Origin of the sequence: Mycobacterium tuberculosis complex sp. N0072, from assembly GCF_030323725.1 — a bacterium.
Classification (GTDB): Bacteria; Actinomycetota; Actinomycetes; order Mycobacteriales; family Mycobacteriaceae; genus Mycobacterium; species Mycobacterium tuberculosis.
The window spans coordinates 1,416,404-1,436,875 of sequence record NZ_CP040689.1; the positions used below are offsets into that span (position 1 = coordinate 1,416,404).

The following is a 20,472-nucleotide window of genomic DNA, read 5'->3' on the forward strand; positions in this document are numbered from 1 at the left end:
GAATGCGTCATTCCTTGTTGACTTTGTCAACGATCTTGGCGGCGATCTGGCCTGCTTGATTGGTGATCTGGTACCCGCATGCGTTGACGTCGACGACCACATTGTTGGCCACGCTCATCGCGCGTTGGCATTCCCAGCCCTCAGCGCCTTCTTGGGTGTCTATCACCGTGATCGTCGGCGGGCTGCCTTTGACGTCGGCAAACGTCCACCGGTAGGTCTTGGCCTTATTCGTGACGGTGACCGTCTTGCCTGCGCAGTTCTTCCATTTGTCGGCCGAAGTCTGCACGAACGCGCGGGCTTTGTCGGCGGTCGGAAAGGCGACGACGGCTTGGTTCACCCAATGTTCGTAGTTGTCGCCCGGCTCGGATGAAATCAAGCCGTTGATGGCGGTGTAGCCGGTGCCGGCATACACCGGATCCTGGCTGGTATACAGCGCGCCCTGGCAGTCCGGCAGGGACACCGTCACCGGCGAAGAGTCCATCGATGTGATCGGTTTGCCCGGCTGCATGGACGACGAGCCCATCACGGCGTTGACTTCTGAGGAGTTCAGCAGTAGGGCGCTAAGGCGCTCCTCCGCAACCGGCTGAGGCGGCTGTACCGGCTTGGGCCGGATGGCGATCCAGATGCCGATGGCGCCCAACACGAGGACGAGCACGACGGCGGCGGCGCCGGCCACTAAGGGCCACGGGTTGGTTTTGCGCGGGGTCTGGGCCCAGGGGCTGGGGCCGCCGGACGGCGGTGCGCCCCAGCCGCCGCCCTGGTAGTACTGCGGGGTGGGAGTGGGTCCGCTGGCCGGCATCGGGCCGCTATTGGGCGCCCAGGACGGCTGGCCGGTGGGGCCAGGCCGCTGTCCGGCAGGCCCCGGCTGGGCCGGGGGCGTGTAGGACGGCTTTGGTGCCGGCTGGACACCCGGCGGGGTGACGGGGGGTGCGGGTGGCTGCCGAGGAGCCATGGCGGTGGCCGGCATGGTCGGAGGCGGGACGGGCTTAGGCGGCGCGGGCAGGGTGGATTCTTGGCTGCGGCGCAGGATGTCGGCGGCGTGGTCTTGGTCGGGGTCGCTGAGCGCTTCGTGGGCGGCCAGGGCCAGGTCGCCGGCGCTGGCGTAGCGGTCTTCGGGCTTTTTGGCCATGCCGCGGGCGACCACGGCGTCAAAGGCTTTGGGGATGCCCGGGCGGATGGCGCTGGGCTGGGGGATGGGTCCCATCAGGTGGGAGCTGACCAGTGTGCCGGCGCTGTCGGCGCGATACGGCGGGGCCCCGGTCAAGCATTCGTGCAGCACGCAGGCCAGCGCGTAGATGTCGGCGCGGTAGGTTACCTCGTCGTTGGAGAACCGTTCGGGGGCCATGTATTTCCAGGTGCCCACCGCGGTGCCTAACTGGGTCAGTTTCTCGTCGGTGGTCGCACTGGCGATCCCGAAGTCGACCAGATAGGCAAAGTCGTCGCGGGTGATCAGAATGTTTTGCGGTTTGACGTCGCGGTGCATCACCCCGTCGGCGTGTGCGGCATCGAGCGCCGAGGCGATCTGGGTGATGATGGCCACCGCGCGCGGTGGGGTCAGCGGGCCGAAGCGTTTGAGCACGCTGTCAAGGTCGGTGCCCTCCACCAGGCGCATCTCCAAAAACATTTGGCCGTCGACTTCGCCGTAGTCGTGGATGGGCACCACGTGAGGTTCCTGCAACCGGCCGGCGATGCGGGCTTCGCGTTTCATCCGCTCGCGAAACACCGGGTCCTTGCTGAATTCCGCGGTCATCAGCTTGACGGCGACGGTCCACTCCTTGACGGTGTGCTCGGCCTCGTAGACCTCGCCCATCCCGCCCCGGCCCAACAGCCGTTTGAGGTGGTAGGGCCCAAACATCGAGCCCACCCGCGAGTCCTGTGCGTCGCTCATCGCTGATCCTCCCAACCAACCCGCTGCCGCCGACACTATCAACAACGTCACCAGGTTCCGTGTGGCTTGTGGCAATCGCGCCCGCCGAAAGCTGACTGCTGGACACCGCGCCGAGGTTTGCTAGCCAGCGCGCAGCCAAGGATTCGTCAAGGATGCGGAAAGTGCGGGGGCGGACGCGTTCTTAGGCGCTGAACCGAGGCTTGCGCGTTGAACAAATGACCGGCTGGTCTACGCCTGGTCGGTTCACTTACGAGCTTTGCGTTGCGGCTCGATGCGTTTGAGCTGCAGCGCGATCAAGATCACCAGCACGAGCGCCTGTACGGCGCAGGCCCCCGCGGCCATCAACCAGCTACCGACGTTGTAGTCCCACAGTGGATCTTGGTCTCCACCGGCGGTCCGGCGCAGGTCGTTGAGGTCGACGGTGGCTGCGGCCATGGCGTAGGCCCACCGCGACGGGGACAGCCACGACAGCTGCTCTAGCGGGGGTCGACCACTCACACCGAACATGCCCCCGCACAGCACCAATTGGGCCATGACCACCAATACCAGCAGCGGCATGCCGCGGTCGGCGTTGCCGATCATCGCCGAGATCAGCAGGCCGATCATCATCGAGACCACGGTTACGGCGACGACGGCCACGGCCACTTCGACGCTGGGCCAAGGCAATATCACCGATTGATCGGGTGGGGGCAGCAACGCGACACCGAGGAATCCCAGGATCAGCGCTTGCAGGCTGGTCAGTGCTGTAAGGACCACCAATTTGGATGCCAGGTAGGCGCCGCGTGACAAGCCGATGCCGTGTTCGCGCCGATATATTGCTCGTTCTTTGACGATTTCACGGATCGAGGCAGCACAGCCCATGAGTGCACCGCCGATGATCAGCAACACCAGTAGTTGCGACGGCTGGGTCGACTTCAGCTCGATGGCCTTAGCCAGCGACAACCCGGCCTGGCCCGGGACGGCATGGGCAAACAGACTCAACAGCAGCGGCAGGACTAGCAAGAACACCGCATACTGGCGGTCGGCGGCGATGACGGCCAGATACCGTCGGCACAGGATGGCGAATTGAGCGAACGCACTTTGCTGAGCGACGGGCCTGGCGTGCCGCGCGGCGGCCGGCCGCGCGGGGCGCATGGCGGGGTGGCCGATGAGGGCCTCCCGTAGGGGTGAGGCGTTGAACCGGCCGGTCCAGTCGGTGGAGGTGTCGTGTTCGAGGAGGGTGAACAGGTCGGCGAAGTCGGTGCAGTTGAAGTAGCCCAGGGCCTGTTGCGGCGGACCAAAGTACGCGAGGCGACCTCCGGGGGCCAGGATGAGCAGCCGGTCGCACATGTTGAGGTGGGCGATGTTGTGGGTGACCACCACCACCGAGCGGCCGTCGTCCGCCAGTTTGCGTAGGGTCTGCATGACGGACTTTTCATAGCCCGGGTCCAGGCCGGATGTCGGTTCGTCGAGGAACAACAGCGACGGTTTGGTCAGCAGTTCCAACGCGACGCTAGTCCGTTTCCGCTGACCACCCGACAGGCTGTCGATTCGTTGATCGGCTTGGGTGGAAAGGCCGAGTTCGACCAGCACCTCCTCGATGCGCTGGTTGCGTTCGTCGACGGAGACATCCTGCGGGAATCGAAGCCGCGCCGCGTAGTTCAGCGCTCGCCGCACCGTCAGCGGGGTGTGCAGGATGTCGTCCTGTGGCACGAACCCGATCCGGTGCCGCAGCTCGGCGTAGTTGTCATACAGGTCGCGCTCGTCGTAGCGCACGGTTCCGTTGCCGGCCGGCCGGAACCCGGTCAGCGCGCCCAGCAGTGTCGATTTCCCGGCACCGCTTGGCCCCACTACCGCCAACAAGCTGCGTTGCGGCAGAACGAAACTGACATCGGCCAGCAACACACGACCCTTGTTGGTGACCACCCGCAGATTTGACGCCTGGTAGGAGATATCGCCGGTGTCGACGTATTCCACGAGCCGATCGCCGGATAGGTGCAGCAGCTGATGGCCGATGCCGACGATGTCAGTCGGTCCGATGACCGCACGGCTGATGCGGTGGCCGTTGACGTAGGTTCCGTTGGCACTGGCATTGTCGCTGAGCTCCCATCGGTTACCGGTTCGCCGCAGGATGGCGTGCCGGCGGGAGACCAGCAAGTCGTTGAGGACCACGGTGTTCTCGGGTGCGCGGCCGATCGTGACGACCAACTGGTCAATGGCATGGAATGCGGTCGGTGGCCGGGCGACCGTCGTCTCACCCTGCCGTTGAGCCGGTTTGGGCGTTGCCGGCCGTGGCGGGGCTGGTGGGTGCGACGCAGGGGTGGGCGTGGGTGACTGGGCAACCGGGTACAGTTGCACCCGCTGCCCGGAAGACGCCGAACCAAGAAAAATCGTGATGGGCTGACGTACCGTCAGGCGTTCCACCCGCTGTCCGTCCACGAATGTGCCATTGGTGCTCAGGTTGACCAGAACCCATCCCTCAGGTGTGGCTTCCAGCACTGCGTGTTGGCGCGACACCCGCGGATTGTCCAGTCGGATATCGGCTTCACTGGCGCGGCCAATGCTCCACTCGCGGCCGGCGACGGCATGCCAGGTGCGCCCCGCGGCCCGCAGTTCCAGCCGCGGTGCATTGGGGGTGATCATGTCGGCCGTGTCTGTCATGCCTAGCCTCTTACCCGTACTTGGCCCACCAGTTGTGCAGATCCTCAATGGTCGCGGGATCCCCGAAGACGTCGCTGAGCGTTAGCTTGGCCTCGTTGCTCCAGATCACGTTCGGGCGATTCTTATAGGTGCCGCACGCGATCATGCCTGCGGTCACGTCTGGGGTCTGGTTGTAATGCCAGCCATCCGGTGATGGTCCTTCACCGGGACAGTTCATCAGCTCCACGGCGGCGATATCGTCGTTGAAGGCCTGTTTCAGCTTGTCGGGATTGGCGAACAATCCATAGATGGCGCGACTTGGCCCACCCTGGTTGGTGTTTTGCCCGCAGTCGACCATCGCCACGGCGTTCACCCATATGCTGTTCGGCTTCGGCGTGGTCGGTTTACAGGTGCCGGTCGGATAGCCCGACGGCAACATGCTGAGCAGCCTGGTCTGCGGGTCGCTGGCCGGTGCTGTGGTCGGCGTTGTGGTCGCGGGTAGCGAGGTCGTTGCCGTGGTGGTGGGGGTGCCTGGGGAGGTCGCGATGTTCCGTTTTGGGTTGTCGTCCGGTCGGTTGGCGATCCAGATGCCGATGGCGCCCAACACGAGGACGAGCACGACGGCGGCGGCGACGGCCACAAAGGGCCACGGGTTGGTTTTGCGTGGGGTCTGGGCCCAGGGGCTGGGGCCGCCGGACGGCGGTGCGCCCCAGCCGCCGCCCTGGTAGTACTGCGGGGTGGGAGTGGGTCCGCTGGCCGGCATCGGGCCGCTATTGGGCGCCCAGGACGGCTGGCCGGTCGGCGCGGCCTGGATGGGCGGCGGTGTGACGGTGGGCATGGTCGGCGGCTGCGCGGTTACCGCCGCGGTGCCGGGCAGGGTGGATTCTTGGCTGCGGCGCAGGATGTCGGCGGCGTGGTCTTGGTCGGGGTCGCTGAGCGCTTCGTGGGCGGCCAGGGCCAGGTCGCCGGCGCTGGCGTAGCGGTCTTCGGGCTTTTTGGCCATGCCGCGGGCGACCACCGCGTCAAAGGCTTTGGGGATGCCCGGGCGGATGGCGCTGGGCTGGGGGATGGGTCCCATCAGGTGGGAGCTGACCAGTGTGCCGGCGCTGTCGGCGCGATACGGCGGGGCCCCGGTCAAGCATTCGTGCAGCACGCAGGCCAGCGCGTAGATGTCGGCGCGGTAGGTTACCTCGTCGTTGGAGAACCGTTCGGGGGCCATGTATTTCCAGGTGCCCACCGCGGTGCCTAACTGGGTCAGTTTCTCGTCGGTGGTCGCACTGGCGATCCCGAAGTCGACCAGATAGGCAAAGTCGTCGCGGGTGATCAGAATGTTTTGCGGTTTGACGTCGCGGTGCATCACCCCGTCGGCGTGTGCGGCATCGAGCGCCGAGGCGATCTGGGTGATGATGGCCACCGCGCGCGGTGGGGTCAGCGGGCCGAAGCGTTTGAGCACGCTGTCAAGGTCGGTGCCCTCCACCAGGCGCATCTCCAAAAACATTTGGCCGTCGACTTCGCCGTAGTCGTGGATGGGCACCACGTGAGGTTCCTGCAACCGGCCGGCGATGCGGGCTTCGCGTTTCATCCGCTCGCGAAACACCGGGTCCTTGCTGAATTCCGCGGTCATCAGCTTGACGGCGACGGTCCACTCCTTGACGGTGTGCTCGGCCTCGTAGACCTCGCCCATCCCGCCCCGGCCCAACAGCCGTTTGAGGTGGTAGGGCCCAAACATCGAGCCCACCCGCGAGTCCTGTGCGTCGCTCATCGCTGATCCTCCCAACCAACCCGCTGCCGCCGACACTATCAACAACGGTCAGGTATCACGTCGGCTGCGATCGCCGGGCCCAGCAACCTTGCCAGGCAACAATGACGCTAGGCCTTCGCCGGCTCGACCGCACGAAAATCTGCCACATCTTCGCGGGATGTCGGCGACTGCGGTGGCTGTGCCATTCGCTGGTACGCGCCGCTGTTCGGCTACCGAAAAGTGTTGTGGTAATTGGTTACCGCAGCCCAGCGCCGGCGGCCAGCGCGCGACGTTGCCACGAAAAGCTTTGTGTAGCAGTCATATCCGTGGACATCGGTGTTAAGGGCTTGTGTCCACGGATCTACGTGCCGCCATGCGTCCCCGCGCTGATCTGGAACGTGAATTCATGGTCACAGATGCGAATGTGGTCGCCGTCGTTCAGCGTGACCGCGGAGCGGATTCGCTCGTGCTGCACATGCACGCCGTTGGACGATCGGAGGTCGTTGATGACGTAGTTGGTGCCCGTGTCGACGATGACGGCGTGGTGGCGGCTGACGTTGGCGCTGTCTAGGACGATGTCGTTGTCATGCAGACGCCCGATCCGGGTCGCCGCGGCTTGCAGTGGGTAGCCGCGACCCGAGGCGATGTCGTGCAGGTAGGCCACCGCCTGCTGGCCCGACGCCATGGTGCGCTGATCGAGCACCGTGACGGTGCCGGCAGCGGTGGTTTTGGCGGACTTCTTGGCATCCAGCGGTTGCTGACGCAGAATCCGCTCGTTGAGAGCGCGCAACGTCGGACCGGGGTCGATGCCGAGGTCGTCGGCCAGTGTTGTCTTCACCCGGCGATAGGCGCCCAGCGCATCGGATTGCCGGTCGGAGAGGTAGTAGGCGGTGATCAGCTGTGTCCACAGCGGCTCCCGGTAGGGGTGTTCGAATGTCAGAGCCTCGAGCTCGGCGATCACTGCGCTGGCCCGCCCACACGCGATTTCGGCCTCCGCCTTGGCGGTATGGGCAAGAACCTTGTCTTCTACCAGCGCCGTGGCAAAGGGTTCGACGAACTGGAAGTCGCGCAGGTCATCGAGCACCGGCCCACGCCATTCTCTCAATGCGGCCGACAGGTGGCGGCTGGCTTGTTCGAACCGGCCGGCGGCGGCCGCGTGCACGCCCGCGGTTTTTTCGGCAACAAACCGCCCCAGATCGTAAGTGTTGTCGGGGATGCTGAGCCGATAACCCGGCGGCGCTGCGGCCAACACCACCCGTGGGTCGATCCCGGCGCCACCGAGGAGCTTACGCAGATTAGACACGTAGGAGTGGATACTCGCGCGTGCGCCCGAGGGTGGCCACTCCTCCCAGAGGGCGGTGATTAGGGCGTCGACTCCTACGGGCCTGTTGCGGTTGATGACCAACATGGCTAGCACAGCCCGTTGCTTGGGGGTGCCCGATGGCACCGGGGTGCCGTCGATAGTCATCTGCAATGGTCCAAGCAGGCCGAAGTCGAGCCGCTTCTCCACTGTCGCGCTACCAGCCATTGCGGGTCCTCCGTGGCTTGCGGTGCCAAGGTGCCAATAGGGTGTCGCTACCGGTCATTGTGATACCACGTTTCGCCGATGCGGTAAGAACCCAGGATCTCGGCACGCCGTGCGATGTACCGGGTCGGTGGCCCTTGACAGCGGCATCGGCTGTTTCCATGCGGGTGAAATGCTGGCCCTGTAAAGATGATCGTGAATGTCCCACGCGAATCCTGTTGGTGCTCATCCAAACATGCGATCGGCGGGCAGCCGACCCGGTGTTCTTGCAACGAGTGGCTGCCCGCTGTGGTGATCGACATTCGAGCGCGGTTCAGGTGGTGACGGCCATGAAGTCGTGGCTGGTGGCCCACGCCTCGACGAAGGTTTCCATCGGGATCTGCTCGTCGCGGCCCGTGGGGGTACCGCTGTCGTTGAGGTGAACAATGCCGTTTTCGGTATCGACACCAGTCACCACCACGGCGTGGTCAGACCGCGGGTTGCCGGCACTGTCGGTTTCCTCGACGGGCTGGCCCCAGATCATCTCGGCGTTGATGCTGACGATCACGGCGTGCCCGCTGCCCAGATACTGCTCGAGGGCGGCCATGCCGGTGGCGACTCCGGTGGCTGTGGCGTGGTCCTCGTCGGTGATAACGGCGTCGACGCCGTAATGCGCCAGCAGCGTCGGTATGTCGGCCACGCTGGTACCCATTCCCGAGTTCGGGTGCTCGGCGTCGGCCGGCTTTGTGTAGATGGACCCGGGGTGCACGACGCTGGGTGTCGACTGGGCCACTTTGATGATGGCGCGCTCGGAAGGCTCCCTGCCGGTCACTTGACCGATCACGTCCGCGGCCGACATCAGGACGCAGTCGTCGTATGTCTGCTGGCGCCAGTACTTGGCGGCGGCTGCCGGGTCGCCATACATGGTGCCCGCCGCTGCGTCGGCGGGGCTGGCCAATCCCAGTGCAACGGCACCGGCGGCCAGCGCGAAGGTGGCGGTCTTGAAGGCGGTGGCGATTTTGCTGGTCGTCATCGTCGGTCCTTTTCTCGTTCCGCTATGCGGAGTGGATGTTGAGAAAAGGTTCCGATGGTGACCTTTTTGTTATCTCTAGGAATTCTTGGAGTGATCTGCAGTGGTCAGCCGAGGTTCACCGGTCGCGGGCAGGCCGATCTGCGCGGGCGCAGTCGACAGCGTTGCTACCGGGATGCACGGCGGTACCGACGATCGGTCGGCTGCCTAAGCGGGCGTGCGGGATTAGTTGCAGGCCCAGGTGTCGATGTAGCCGCCGCCGAGCTTGGTCAGGGCGTCCTTCATGGCGGCGGCCAAGGTGGGTCCAACTCCTCCCTGGTATGCCCTATCGTTGGCGGCGACGGCGCCGCAGGCGGTGAAACTGGTGAGCACCTTGCAGTCGGAGTAGCCACACGACTTGACGGCGGTGGCTTCGGCAGCCGCCCGGGTTGGGTAGTCCCACGATCGGCCCCACGAGCCGTTGCCGGAGTAGGCAATTGCGCCATAGACATCGGCGGCATTTGCTGGTGCGGGAGCCAGGGTGACGGTCGTCGCGGCGGCAGTGGCGACGCCGGCGACGGCCACCGCGAACCGTCGCCGAAGAGTAATCATCGTCGTCATTGGTGAGTCCTTTCCGAATGCCGGCGGTGCGGCGGTTTCAACAAGCAATTAGGACGATGGCTAGACCGGTTTGGTGGCGGTGACCTGCTTACCCCAGTCGGACATCGTCAACGTCACCGACGTGTCTTTGGTGGGAGCGATCTGGATCTGGACCAAGTGCGAGGATCCATCCGAAGCGATCCAGACGGTGGTGGGCACCGTTTTGACGTCTTCGGAGGTCAGACGTGAGCCGGCCAGCGTCGCGATGTCGTCAGCAGACGAGTTCCCGGTGATCTTGGTGGTCGCGACACCGTCCGCCTGCTGGCTGCCGGCAACCGACGCGTCCTTGAGGTTAGCCAACAGGTTGGCCAGGCCCTTGTTGGGGTCGAGGAGCACCGACACGTTGTAGATCGAGGCGCCGTTGCCGAAATCGGTGTAGGTGCCGGGCTGGCCTAGGTCGGAGTACAGGTGACCGTCAACATAGACGAACTTCGCGTCTTCGCTCTTGTTGCCGACGAGCAATGTCGCGCTACCGGTGGCAACCGTCTGCGGTGTGTTGGAGATATCGCCTTCGAGCTTGGTCACCCGCAGGTTTGGCACGTCGCCTGTCACCGCAAGTCTGACGTGCATTCCGGTGACCTTGCGCATCGCATCGGTGGCCTGCTTGAGTAGCATGGCCGCATCGCCGTTGGATGCCGTGGCCGCGGTGTCAGACGCTTTGCCGGCGTCCCCTTCGGTTGAGCAGCCGCCGATCGCCAGGACGACGGCGAGTATGGCGGTGGCGGCGGCAACAACGGAACAAGGTGGATGCTTCATCGAAATCTCCTCATGTTGGCCCACAGCTTCGTACTGCATAGCAATCCCGTTGCGGCAGAGTCAACAGCCGACACCGAGTCCGAGTGAGCGCCGCACGGCACCGCGAGTCGAATCGGCCGAATTGAATGGCGTTTCAAACGCTTTCGTTGTCCGGCGGCAAAGCGAATGCGGGGATCCCGGTTGACGGGATCCCCGCATCGGGTGGGCAGCGGCTAGGTGAGCTGGCTGGCGTATTGCGGGCAGTAGGCCTTGGTTGCGTCGACGACGAAGTAGGCTGCCTGCTTAGTGGTCAGGTTGGTTTGGCTGAGGACCTCCTCGGCGATCTCGGTGCCGGTTTCGCCGCTGGCCAGCTTCTTGCAGACCAGCTGGGCTTGCTGGGTGGCCACCTGCGGTGAGGAGAAGGTGACGCCAATGGACTCCATCTGAGCAATGAAGGCTTCGTCTTTGGTGTTGGCGCCGGCGGTGCCGGCGGTGGCGACGGCAAGTCCGATGGCGGCGGCGCCGACTGCAGTGGTGAACGCTGCGATAATGCGAGGCGATAACGGCGATAACATGGTCAAGATCCTTCGCGGTCGGGATTTCCCTGGATGACCTCAGCTTGCGGGGGGCGCCTTGGCGGATTCTCAACAACTTCTTGGTAACCTCGTGGGCCCGCGTCGGGCTAGGCCCGCGTCATCTGGTAATAGACCCCGCGCCGGGCCAACAGCTCGGCGTGGTTGCCGCGTTCGACGATCTGGCCGGTCTGGACCACCAGGATGTGGTCGGCATCGCGAATCGTCGAAAGTCGGTGGGCGATAATGAAACTCGTACGATCCCGGCGAAGCTCGCGCATCGCTCGCTGGATGAGCAGCTCGGTGCGGGTATCGACCGAGCTGGTCGCCTCGTCCAGGATCAACAGCTGCGGGCGGGCAAGAAAGGCGCGGGCGATGGTAATGAGTTGCTTCTCGCCGACGCTGATGCTGCCGCCGTCGCCGCTGACCCGTGTCTGGTAGCCAGCAGGCAGTGTGTTCACAAACCGGTCGACATGGGCCGCCCTGGCGGCTTCTACTATCTCGTCTGTGGTGGCCTCCGGCCGTCCGTAGGCGATGTTCTCCGCGATGGTCCCGTCGTAGAGCCAGGTGTCTTGCAACACCATGCCGATTCGCGATCGCAGCGACTGCCGGCTTACCGAGGCGATATCCACCCCGTCGATCAGGATTCGTCCGGAACCGATCTCGTAGAACCGCATTAGCAGGTTCACCAGCGTGGTCTTGCCGGCTCCCGTCGGTCCGACGATCGCCACCGTGCTACCCGGTTCGGCCACCAGCGACAGGTCGCGGATCACCGGCGTGCCCGGGAGGTAAGCAAAGTTCACGTGCTCAAACTCGACCCGTCCGGTTAGGTTCGGCAGCTCCGGCTCAGGCTCCGGCGACTCCTCGGGCTCGTCGAGCACGTCGAACACCCGCTCCGCGCTGGCCACCCCGGACTGCAGGGCGTTGTACATCCCGGCCAGCTGGCTCAGCGGCATGTTGAACTGGCGGATGTACTGGATGAACGCCTGGATGCTGCCGAGCGTGATCTGCCCGGTGGCTACCTGCAGGCCACCGGCCACCGCGACCGCGACGTAGCCGAGGTTGCCGATGAACGCCGTCGCCGGCTGCACGAGACCAGAGAGGAACTGGGCGCCGAAACCGGCCTGGTAGACGTCGTCATTCAACTCGTGGAACCGTTCTCGTGCGGCCGCTTGGTGGCCGAACGTCTTGACTACCGTGAACCCGCTGTAGGTCTCTTCGAGATGGGCGTTGAGGCGCCCGGTGCTGGTCCAGTGAGCTACGAATAGGGGCTGTGACCGCCGGGTGATCGCGCGTGTCACCAGCAGCGACAGCGGCACCGTCAGCAGTGTGATCAGCGCCAGCAGGCCCGAGATCGACACCATCATGGCCAGCACCGCCACCATGGTCAGAATCGACGTCACCAGCTGGCTGATCGTCATTGACAGCGACGACTGGAGGTTGTCGATGTCATTGGTGACCCGGCTCAGCAGCTCACCGCGCTGTTGTCCGTCGAAGTAGGACAGCGGCAGCCGGTGCACCTTGTCTTCGACATCGGTCCGCAACCTGACCATCGTTTTCTGCACGGTGAGGTTGAGCAGCCGGGCTTGTGCCCAAATCATCAGCGCTGCAGCCAGATACAGCGCCAACGCCAGCGCCAGTGTTCGCTCCACCGCGGCGAAGTCCACACCTTGGCCCGGCACCACGTTCATCCCGGACAGCAGGTCGGCGAAGGTGTTGTCACCACGGGCCCGAGCCGAAGCGACGGCCTGTGCCTTGGTGATTCCCCCCGGTAGCCCTCGCCCGATCACGCCGTTGAACAGCAAATCGGTGGCATGGCCGAGGATCCGTGGAACGATGACGCCGATCGTCGTGCCGGCGATTCCCAGTGTGATCACCGCGATGCTCAGCCGGCGTTGTGGCGCCAGCCGTTTCACCAGTCGGGCTGCCGATCCCCAGAAGTCGCGGGACCGCATGTTCGGGGGCGGGCTTGCGGCACGGGGGCGTGCGCCCGGTGGCGCGGTCACCCTACACCCCCGACCGTGGCGCTCAGCGATTGTGAGGCGGCGAATTCGGCATAGGTGGGGCAATCGGCCAGCAGCGTTTCGTGGGTGCCCGTGCCGACGATCTTACCGTTATCGACAACGATGACCTGGTCGGCCTGAGCGGCATTCGAAATCCGTTGTGTAACAACAATGATGGTTGCATCACCAGATACCTGTCGCAGCGATGCGTGGACTTTGGCGTCGGTGTGCACGTCAAGTGCGGAGAACGCGTCGTCGAACACATAGATGGCCGGACGTCGGATGACCGCTCGGGCTATCGCCAGCCGTTGGCGCTGCCCGCCGGAGAAGTTGACACCACCTTGGGCGACACGCGTCTGCAGCCCGTCTGTTTGTACAAAGCCGTCGGCCGCGGCGACCCGCAGCGCCTCCCACATCTCCTGCTCGGTGACTACCTGGTCTGGGCCCCCGCCGTAGCGCAGGTTGTCCGCGACGGTTCCGGAGAAGAGGTAGCTGCGCTGGGGCACCAGCCCGATCGCTGACCAGAGCCGCTCGGTGTGGTACTCGCGGACGTCGATACCGTCAACCAAGACCGCGCCAGCGGTGACGTCGTAGAGCCGGCAGATCAACGACACCAGTGTCGACTTGCCCGAACCGGTACTGCCGACGATCGCGGTGGTGGTACCGGGCCGCGCAGTCAACGAAATGTCCTGCAGCACCGGGCAGTCGGCGCCAGGATAGGTAAAGGTTGCGCCAGCCAAGCGCACTACGCCCGTGACCCCGTCCGTCGGGAACTTGGGATTGTCGGGGTTACCGAGTGCGGCGGGCGTGGAAAGCACCTCGGTGATGCGTTCGGCGCAGACCGACGCTCGTGGCAGCACGGCCAGCGTCATGGTCGCCATCAACACCGCCATCAGGATCTGGGCGAAGTAGGACAGGAAGGCGATCAGGGAGCCGACCTGCATCTGGCCGCTGTCGATGCGTAGCCCACCGAACCAGATCAGTGCGACGCTGGATGCGTTGATGGTCAGCGTGGTCACCGGCAGCATCAGTGCTTGCCAGTTGCCGGCGCTCAGTGCGGCATTCGACAGCGCCGTATTGGCCTGCGCGAACTTGTCGCGTTCATAGCCTTCGCGGGTGAAGGCGCGGACCACTCGCACCCCGGACAGCTGATCGCGCATCACCCGGTTGATGCCGTCGATCAGGCTCTGCATGCGGCGGAAGAGCGGCAGCATGTGGGAGATGATCCAGTAGTTTGCTACGGCCAGAATCGGAACGCTGACCAGCAGCAGCCATGTCAGCGCGGCCTCCTGGTGGATGGCCATGATGATTCCGCCGACGCACATGATCGGTGCGGTGACCAGCACGGTGGCGGTCATCTGGACCAGGAACAGGATCTGCCGGACGTCGTTGGTGCTGCGGGTCAACAACGTCGGAGCGCCGAATCGGGCGGTCTCGCGTTCCGAGAAGGTGATGATGTGTTCGAACATTGCCGAGCGCAGGTCACGGCCGAAACCCGCCCCGGTCCGGGAGCCCAGATAGACCGCCCCGATCGCGCACAGCACCTGCAATCCGGTCACCCCAAGCATCACCGCACCCAGCCGTACGATGGTGGCGGTGTCGCCCTTGGCGACGCCGTCGTCGACGATTGCGGCGTTGACCGTCGGGAGGTATAGCGAAGCCAGGGTGCTGACCAGCTGCAGCATCATCAGCATCGCGACCAGCCGGCGGTACGGTCGGATGTGCTGGCGCAGCAGGGCCAGGAGCATTGGGTAACTGTCGCACACTGCGCATGCTGCCTACCCGCGCCAGGCATGAGTCTTAGGCCGAAATGCCTGGTTAACTGGCGTGTCGTGGTTGACCCGCGGGCCTGCGGCTACAGTGCATGCTGTGATCGGCAGTGGGAGAGGTAGCGGTGCGGCGTAAGGTGCGGAGGTTGACTCTGGCGGTGTCGGCGTTGGTGGCTTTGTTCCCGGCGGTCGCGGGGTGCTCCGATTCCGGCGACAACAAACCGGGAGCGACGATCCCGTCGACACCGGCAAACGCTGAGGGCCGGCACGGACCCTTCTTCCCGCAATGTGGCGGCGTCAGCGATCAGACGGTGACCGAGCTGACAAGGGTGACCGGGCTGGTCAACACCGCCAAGAATTCGGTGGGCTGCCAATGGCTGGCGGGCGGCGGTATCTTGGGCCCGCACTTCTCCTTCTCCTGGTACCGCGGCAGCCCGATCGGGCGGGAACGCAAGACCGAGGAGTTGTCGCGCGCGAGTGTCGAGGACATCAACATCGACGGCCACAGCGGTTTCATCGCCATCGGTAACGAGCCCAGTTTGGGTGACTCACTGTGTGAAGTCGGAATCCAGTTCTCCGACGACTTCATCGAATGGTCGGTGAGTTTCAGCCAGAAGCCGTTCCCGCCGCCGTGCGACATCGCCAAAGAACTGACCCGCCAATCGATTGCGAATTCGAAATGAGACGTGTCCTGGTCGGTGCGGCCGCCTTGATCACCGCACTGCTTGTCTTGACCGGCTGCACGAAGTCGATTTCGGGTACCGCCGTCAAGGCGGGTGGGGCCGGTGTCCCGCGCAACAATAACTCCCAGGAGCGCTACCCCAACCTGCTCAAGGAATGTGAGGTCCTGACCACCGACATCCTGGCCAAGACCGTCGGTGCCGATCCGCTCGACATCCAGAGCACGTTCGTCGGCGCGATCTGCCGGTGGCAGGCGGCCAACCCGGCCGGTCTGATCGATATCACCCGGTTCTGGTTCGAGCAGGGCAGTCTGAGCAATGAGCGCAAGGTCGCCGAGGGCCTGAAGTACCAGGTCGAGACCCGCGCGATCCAGGGCGTGGACTCGATTGTGATGCGGACGGGCGATCCCAACGGCGCCTGCGGCGTCGCCAGCGACGCGGCGGGAGTGGTCGGCTGGTGGGTCAATCCCCAGGCTCCTGGTATCGACGCCTGCGGGCAGGCGATCAAGCTGATGGAGCTGACGCTGGCAACCAACGCCTAGCGCTGGGCGAGGCGGGAGCGTGGGCGTGAGCGCGCGCAGTTGTACGGCACTAACGGCGTGTCGGGGTACAGACACGCGCGCTCGCGGGTTCGGCTGCCTTCAAAAGGAAGTACGCGGCTGACGGTTTGCGGAGCAAGAGCACCTCTACCGTGGCACGTGAAAGCCGACCAGCGCGGCACACCCCGGTTCGACGTCTGCCCAGTGTCCGGCGACGCGTAGCACGGCGATCCCCGACGTCGGGAACTTCTCCGAGATGCGTTCCGCGACAGCGGCGTCGGTGCCGCTGATGCTGGCCAGGACGATGGCAAGGGCCGACGTCGTTGGCTCGTGCCCGACCACAAGCAGTGTGGTGACGTTGTCGCCAACCCGGTTGATCTCCTCGATCACTGTTCCGGGTGCCGCGCCGTAGAGCCGCTCGGCGTAGCGAGCGGGTGCGTCGATGCCGGTGTGCGCCAAGGTCTGCCGGGCGCGCGTAGCCGTGGAGCACAGCACGGCATCGACGGCCGGCAGGTTGGCGCGCAGCCAGCCACCGGCCAGCCCGGCCTCCCGGATACCCCGCGGCGCTAGCGGCCGGTCATGGTCGGCGATCCCGTCCGGGTACGCAGACTTCGCGTGTCGCATCAGCACCAGGTTGCGGTATTGCTCATTCACTGGGCTGACGTTAGTTCAGTGACGTGCCCGGGATCGCTACGGTTGGTCGTCGTCCTGGTCCCCGCCGCGCTCCGCTGGCATGGGACAGACTTCGTTGCGATCGCCTAGCTCGAGCCGAGGCGTCAGCCATAGGGCGCTGATAGGTAGGGCGAGCATTCTGTGCCCAAAGGATAGGGCTGGCATCGCCCGGGCAAGCACGGGCGGCATGCTGCCCCGCCGGTGAGTCCGCGCCCGGGACCTGCCGGGCGAGGTCCCGCGCCTTGTCGGTGTGCAGACCTACACTCGCTTTGCGTTGACAGCCACGCACTCAGGAGGGATGGGATGCGATTCCTGCACACTGCCGACTGGCAGCTCGGCATGACGCGTCACTTTCTCGCCGGTGACGCCCAGCCGCGATATTCTGCTGCCCGCCGTGACGCAGTCGCTGGACTAAAAGCGCTGGCCGCCGATGTGGGCGCCGAATTCGTCGTAGTCGCCGGTGACGTCTTCGAACACAATCAGCTCGCGCCACAGATAGTCGGTCAATCCTTGGAAGCCATGCGCGTGATCGGCCTTCCGGTCTATCTGCTGCCGGGTAACCATGACCCGCTGGACGCTTCGTCGGTGTACACCAGCACGCTGTTTCGAGCCGAACGGCCGGACAATGTTGTGGTGCTCGACCGAGCTGGCGTCCACGAGGTCCGGCCGGGAGTCCAGATCGTCGCGGCGCCGTGGCGGTCCAAGGCGCCCACCACCGACCCGGTTGCCGAGGTGCTGGCCGGCCTGCCCACAGACGCCGCTATTCGGCTGCTCGTCGCCCATGGGGGTGTCGACGCGCTGGACCCCGACCACGACAAACCGTCGCTGATCAGGCTCGCCGCACTCGACGACGCGCTGACTCGACAGGCGATTCATTATGTGGCCCTAGGTGACAAACATTCGCTTACCCAGGTCGGCAGCAGCGGGCGGGTCTGGTACTCCGGTGCACCGGAAGTCACCAACTTTGACGACGTCGAACCGGACCCCGGTCACGTCCTAGTGGTCGACATCGACGAAAGCGACCCGCGACATCCCGTCACCGTCGACGCCCGTCGCATCGGCCGCTGGCGGTTCGTTACGTTGCACCACCAGGTCGACACCAGCCGGGACATCGCCGACCTGGACCTGAACCTGGATCTGATGACGGACAAGGACCGCACCGTGGTGCGGCTGGCCCTGACCGGTTCGCTGACGGTCACTGACCGCGCCGCATTGGATACCTGTCTGGACAAGTACGCGCGGTTGTTCGCCTGGCTGGGTCTGTGGGAACGTCACACCGACCTAGCGGTGATACCCGTCGACGCCGAGTTCACCGACCTCGGCATCGGGGGGTTCGCCGCCGCGGCCGTCGACGAGCTAGTCGCGACCGCGCGCGGGGGTGACGACGAGTCCGCCGTCGATGCCCAGGCGGCGCTGGCACTGTTGCTGCGGCTCGCTGACCGGGGAGCGGCGTGAAGCTGCACCGGCTGGCCCTGACCAATTACCGCGGCATCGCACACCGTGACGTCGAATTCCCCGATCATGGAGTGGTGGTGGTGTGCGGCGCCAACGAGATCGGCAAGTCCTCCATGGTCGAGGCGCTGGACCTGCTGCTCGAGTACAAGGACCGCTCGACGAAGAAGGAAGTCAAGCAGGTCAAGCCGACCAACGCTGATGTCGGCTCCGAGGTCATTGCCGAAATCAGCAGCGGCCCTTATCGTTTCGTCTACCGCAAGCGTTTCCACAAGCGGTGCGAGACGGAGTTGACCGTGCTGGCACCGCGCCGCGAGCAGCTGACCGGCGACGAAGCGCACGAGCGGGTCCGGACGATGTTGGCCGAAACGGTCGACACCGAACTGTGGCATGCCCAGCGGGTGCTGCAGGCCGCCTCGACGGCCGCGGTGGATCTGTCTGGCTGCGACGCGCTCTCGCGTGCGCTCGATCTCGCCGCCGGTGATGACGCCGCGCTGTCGGGCACCGAGTCGCTGCTCATCGAGCGGATCGAGGCCGAGTATGCGCGCTACTTCACCCCGACCGGGCGCCCCACCGGAGAATGGTCCGCGGCGGTCTCTAGGCTGGCGGCCGCCGAGGCCGCGGTGGCCGACTGCGCGGCGGCGGTAGCCGAGGTCGACGACGGGGTTCGTCGCCACACCGAGCTCACCGAGCAGGTGGCTGAGCTGTCGCAGCAACTACTTGCTCACCAGCTGCGGCTCGAAGCTGCGCGAGTCGCCGCCGAGAAGATCGCCGCAATCACCGACGACGCCCGCGAAGCCAAGCTGATCGCTACTGCCGCGGCCGCGACCAGCGGCGCTTCCACCGCCGCACACGCCGGACGGCTGGGCCTGCTCACCGAAATCGACACGCGCACTGCGGCCGTCGTTGCTGCGGAGGCAAAAGCGCGGCAGGCCGCAGACGAGCAGGCGACGGCGCGCGCGGAGGCCGAGGCCTGCGATGCCGCGCTCACGGAGGCAACCCAGGTATTGACGGCCGTCCGCCTTCGCGCCGAGTCGGCCCGGCGCACCCTCGACCAGCTCGCCGACTGCGAGGAGGCCGACCGGTTGGCCGCCCGGCTGGCCAGGATCGACGACATCGAGGGTGATCGCGACCGGGTCTGCGCGGAGCTGTCCGCGGTCACGCTGACCGAGGAGCTACTGAGTCGGATCGAACGTGCTGCGGCAGCCGTCGATCGCGGCGGTGCACAGCTGGCGTCGATCTCCGCGGCGGTGGAGTTCACCGCCGCCGTCGACATCGAGCTCGGCGTCGGCGATCAACGGGTGTCGCTGTCCGCGGGCCAAAGCTGGTCGGTCACTGCCACCGGCCCCACCGAGGTCAAGGTTCCCGGCGTCCTGACCGCACGGATCGTCCCGGGCGCGACCGCACTCGACTTTCAAGCCAAATATGCTGCAGCACAACAGGAATTGGCTGATGCGCTGGCGGCTGGAGAGGTCGCTGACCTAGCCGCCGCACGCTCCGCCGATCTGTGCCGACGCGAACTGCTGAGCCGCCGCGATCAGCTGACCGCCACTCTGGCCGGCCTGTGTGGCGATGAACAGGTCGACCAACTGCGTTCCCGCCTGGAACAGTTGTGTGCCGGTCAACCGGCCGAGCTCGATCTGGTTTCGACGGATACCGCTACGGCCCGCGCTGAATTGGATGCGGTCGAGGCGGCTCGAATCGCCGCGGAGAAGGACTGCGAGACCCGCCGTCAGATCGCTGCTGGCGCCGCTCGCCGGCTCGCGGAGACATCCACGCGGGCAACGGTTCTACAGAACGCAGCGGCCGCCGAAAGCGCCGAGCTCGGTGCGGCCATGACTCGGTTGGCCTGTGAGCGGGCGTCCGTGGGCGACGATGAGCTCGCCGCCAAGGCCGAGGCCGACCTGCGGGTACTGCAGACGGCCGAGCAGCGAGTGATCGACCTGGCCGACGAGCTCGCAGCTACGGCGCCGGACGCGGTAGCCGCCGAGCTGGCCGAGGCCGCCGACGCCGTCGAGTTGCTGCGCGAACGTCACGACGAGGCCATTCGCGCGTTGCACGAGGTCGGCGTCGAACTCTCGGTGTTCGGCACCCAGGGCCGCAAGGGCAAGCTTGATGCCGCCGAAACCGAGCGTGAGCACGCCGCCAGCCACCACGCGCGGGTCGGGCGCCGGGCCCGGGCCGCCAGGCTGCTCCGCTCGGTGATGGCACGCCACCGCGACACCACCCGGCTGCGCTACGTCGAGCCATACCGGGCGGAGCTACATCGGCTCGGCCGCCCAGTGTTCGGGCCCTCTTTCGAGGTCGAGGTCGATACCGATTTGCGCATCCGCAGCCGCACCCTGGACGACAGAACCGTGCCCTACGAGTGCTTGTCGGGCGGGGCCAAAGAACAGCTTGGCATCCTGGCGCGATTGGCCGGCGCGGCGCTGGTCGCCAAGGAGGACGCCGTTCCGGTGCTGATCGACGACGCGCTGGGGTTCACCGATCCGGAGCGACTAGCCAAGATGGGGGAGGTCTTTGACACCATCGGCGCCGACGGACAGGTGATCGTGCTGACGTGCAGTCCCACCCGATACGGCGGTGTCAAAGGAGCGCACCGCATCGATCTGGACGCCATACAGTGAGC

Annotated in this window: 15 protein-coding genes; 4 read left to right on the forward strand and 11 right to left on the reverse strand. The window is 65.6% G+C overall.

From position 1 onward, the window contains the following. Positions 1-7: 7 nt before the first annotated feature. From pknH to FF952_RS06780, 10 genes are all read right to left on the reverse strand, one after another. On the reverse strand, positions 8-1,888 hold the full coding sequence (gene pknH, locus FF952_RS06735) for a serine/threonine protein kinase PknH (protein ID WP_003898799.1): 1,881 nt from the start codon (positions 1,886-1,888) through the stop codon (positions 8-10). Between the two features lie 243 nt (positions 1,889-2,131). Further along, a complete protein-coding gene (locus FF952_RS06740; RefSeq protein ID WP_017351413.1) occupies positions 2,132-4,528 on the reverse strand; it encodes an FHA domain-containing protein in 2,397 nt (798 codons plus the stop codon). 10 nt (positions 4,529-4,538) lie between these two features. After that, positions 4,539-6,269 carry a serine/threonine-protein kinase gene (locus tag FF952_RS06745; protein WP_003908672.1) on the reverse strand — a complete coding sequence of 577 codons (1,731 nt, stop codon included), beginning with the start codon at positions 6,267-6,269 and terminating at the stop codon, positions 4,539-4,541. A 340-nt stretch (positions 6,270-6,609) separates the two neighbouring features. Further along, the gene (gene embR, locus FF952_RS06750; protein ID WP_003904588.1) at positions 6,610-7,776 is read right to left on the reverse strand and encodes an ATPase/transcriptional regulator EmbR; all 1,167 of its coding nucleotides are present in this window, start codon (positions 7,774-7,776) and stop codon (positions 6,610-6,612) included. A 310-nt stretch (positions 7,777-8,086) separates the two neighbouring features. Next, positions 8,087-8,785: a C39 family peptidase gene (locus tag FF952_RS06755; protein WP_003898800.1), complete on the reverse strand. Its 699-nt coding sequence runs from the start codon at positions 8,783-8,785 to the stop codon at positions 8,087-8,089. Between the two features lie 222 nt (positions 8,786-9,007). Next, positions 9,008-9,382: a DUF4189 domain-containing protein gene (locus FF952_RS06760; RefSeq protein ID WP_003406558.1), complete on the reverse strand. Its 375-nt coding sequence runs from the start codon at positions 9,380-9,382 to the stop codon at positions 9,008-9,010. 60 nt (positions 9,383-9,442) lie between these two features. Further along, entirely contained in the window at positions 9,443-10,177 is a 735-nt protein-coding gene (lprA, locus tag FF952_RS06765; RefSeq protein WP_003406562.1) for a TLR2 agonist LprA, read from the reverse strand. A 212-nt stretch (positions 10,178-10,389) separates the two neighbouring features. Further along, positions 10,390-10,731 carry a DUF732 domain-containing protein gene (locus tag FF952_RS06770; RefSeq protein WP_003406566.1) on the reverse strand — a complete coding sequence of 114 codons (342 nt, stop codon included), beginning with the start codon at positions 10,729-10,731 and terminating at the stop codon, positions 10,390-10,392. A 107-nt stretch (positions 10,732-10,838) separates the two neighbouring features. Next, the gene (locus tag FF952_RS06775) at positions 10,839-12,734 is read right to left on the reverse strand and encodes a fatty acid ABC transporter ATP-binding protein/permease (protein WP_003406569.1); all 1,896 of its coding nucleotides are present in this window, start codon (positions 12,732-12,734) and stop codon (positions 10,839-10,841) included. Then, the gene (locus FF952_RS06780) at positions 12,731-14,479 is read right to left on the reverse strand and encodes an ABC transporter ATP-binding protein (protein ID WP_003406574.1); all 1,749 of its coding nucleotides are present in this window, start codon (positions 14,477-14,479) and stop codon (positions 12,731-12,733) included. The genes FF952_RS06775 and FF952_RS06780 overlap by 4 nt, the downstream gene beginning before the upstream one ends. A 146-nt stretch (positions 14,480-14,625) precedes the next feature. Between FF952_RS06780 and FF952_RS06785 the strand changes: the two genes are divergently transcribed. Together FF952_RS06785 and FF952_RS06790 are read left to right on the forward strand one after the other, a co-directional pair. After that, positions 14,626-15,183, forward strand: a complete 558-nt coding sequence (locus FF952_RS06785; RefSeq protein WP_003406577.1) for a DUF3558 domain-containing protein — start codon at positions 14,626-14,628, stop codon at positions 15,181-15,183. Continuing rightward, the gene (locus FF952_RS06790; protein ID WP_003900308.1) at positions 15,180-15,722 is read left to right on the forward strand and encodes a DUF3558 domain-containing protein; all 543 of its coding nucleotides are present in this window, start codon (positions 15,180-15,182) and stop codon (positions 15,720-15,722) included. The genes FF952_RS06785 and FF952_RS06790 overlap by 4 nt, the downstream gene beginning before the upstream one ends. A gap of 144 nt (positions 15,723-15,866) precedes the next feature. On the opposite strand, the gene FF952_RS06795 is transcribed toward FF952_RS06790, so the two are convergent. Beyond that, positions 15,867-16,373 carry a SixA phosphatase family protein gene (locus tag FF952_RS06795; RefSeq protein ID WP_003898805.1) on the reverse strand — a complete coding sequence of 169 codons (507 nt, stop codon included), beginning with the start codon at positions 16,371-16,373 and terminating at the stop codon, positions 15,867-15,869. Between the two features lie 321 nt (positions 16,374-16,694). Here FF952_RS06795 and FF952_RS06800 point away from each other — a divergent pair, with 321 nt between their 5' ends. Beyond that, positions 16,695-17,846, forward strand: a complete 1,152-nt coding sequence (locus FF952_RS06800) for a metallophosphoesterase family protein (RefSeq protein ID WP_003911418.1) — start codon at positions 16,695-16,697, stop codon at positions 17,844-17,846. Further along, on the forward strand, positions 17,843-20,470 hold the full coding sequence (locus FF952_RS06805; RefSeq protein ID WP_003898806.1) for an AAA family ATPase: 2,628 nt from the start codon (positions 17,843-17,845) through the stop codon (positions 20,468-20,470). The genes FF952_RS06800 and FF952_RS06805 overlap by 4 nt, the downstream gene beginning before the upstream one ends. The last annotated feature ends 2 nt before the right edge of the window (positions 20,471-20,472 follow it).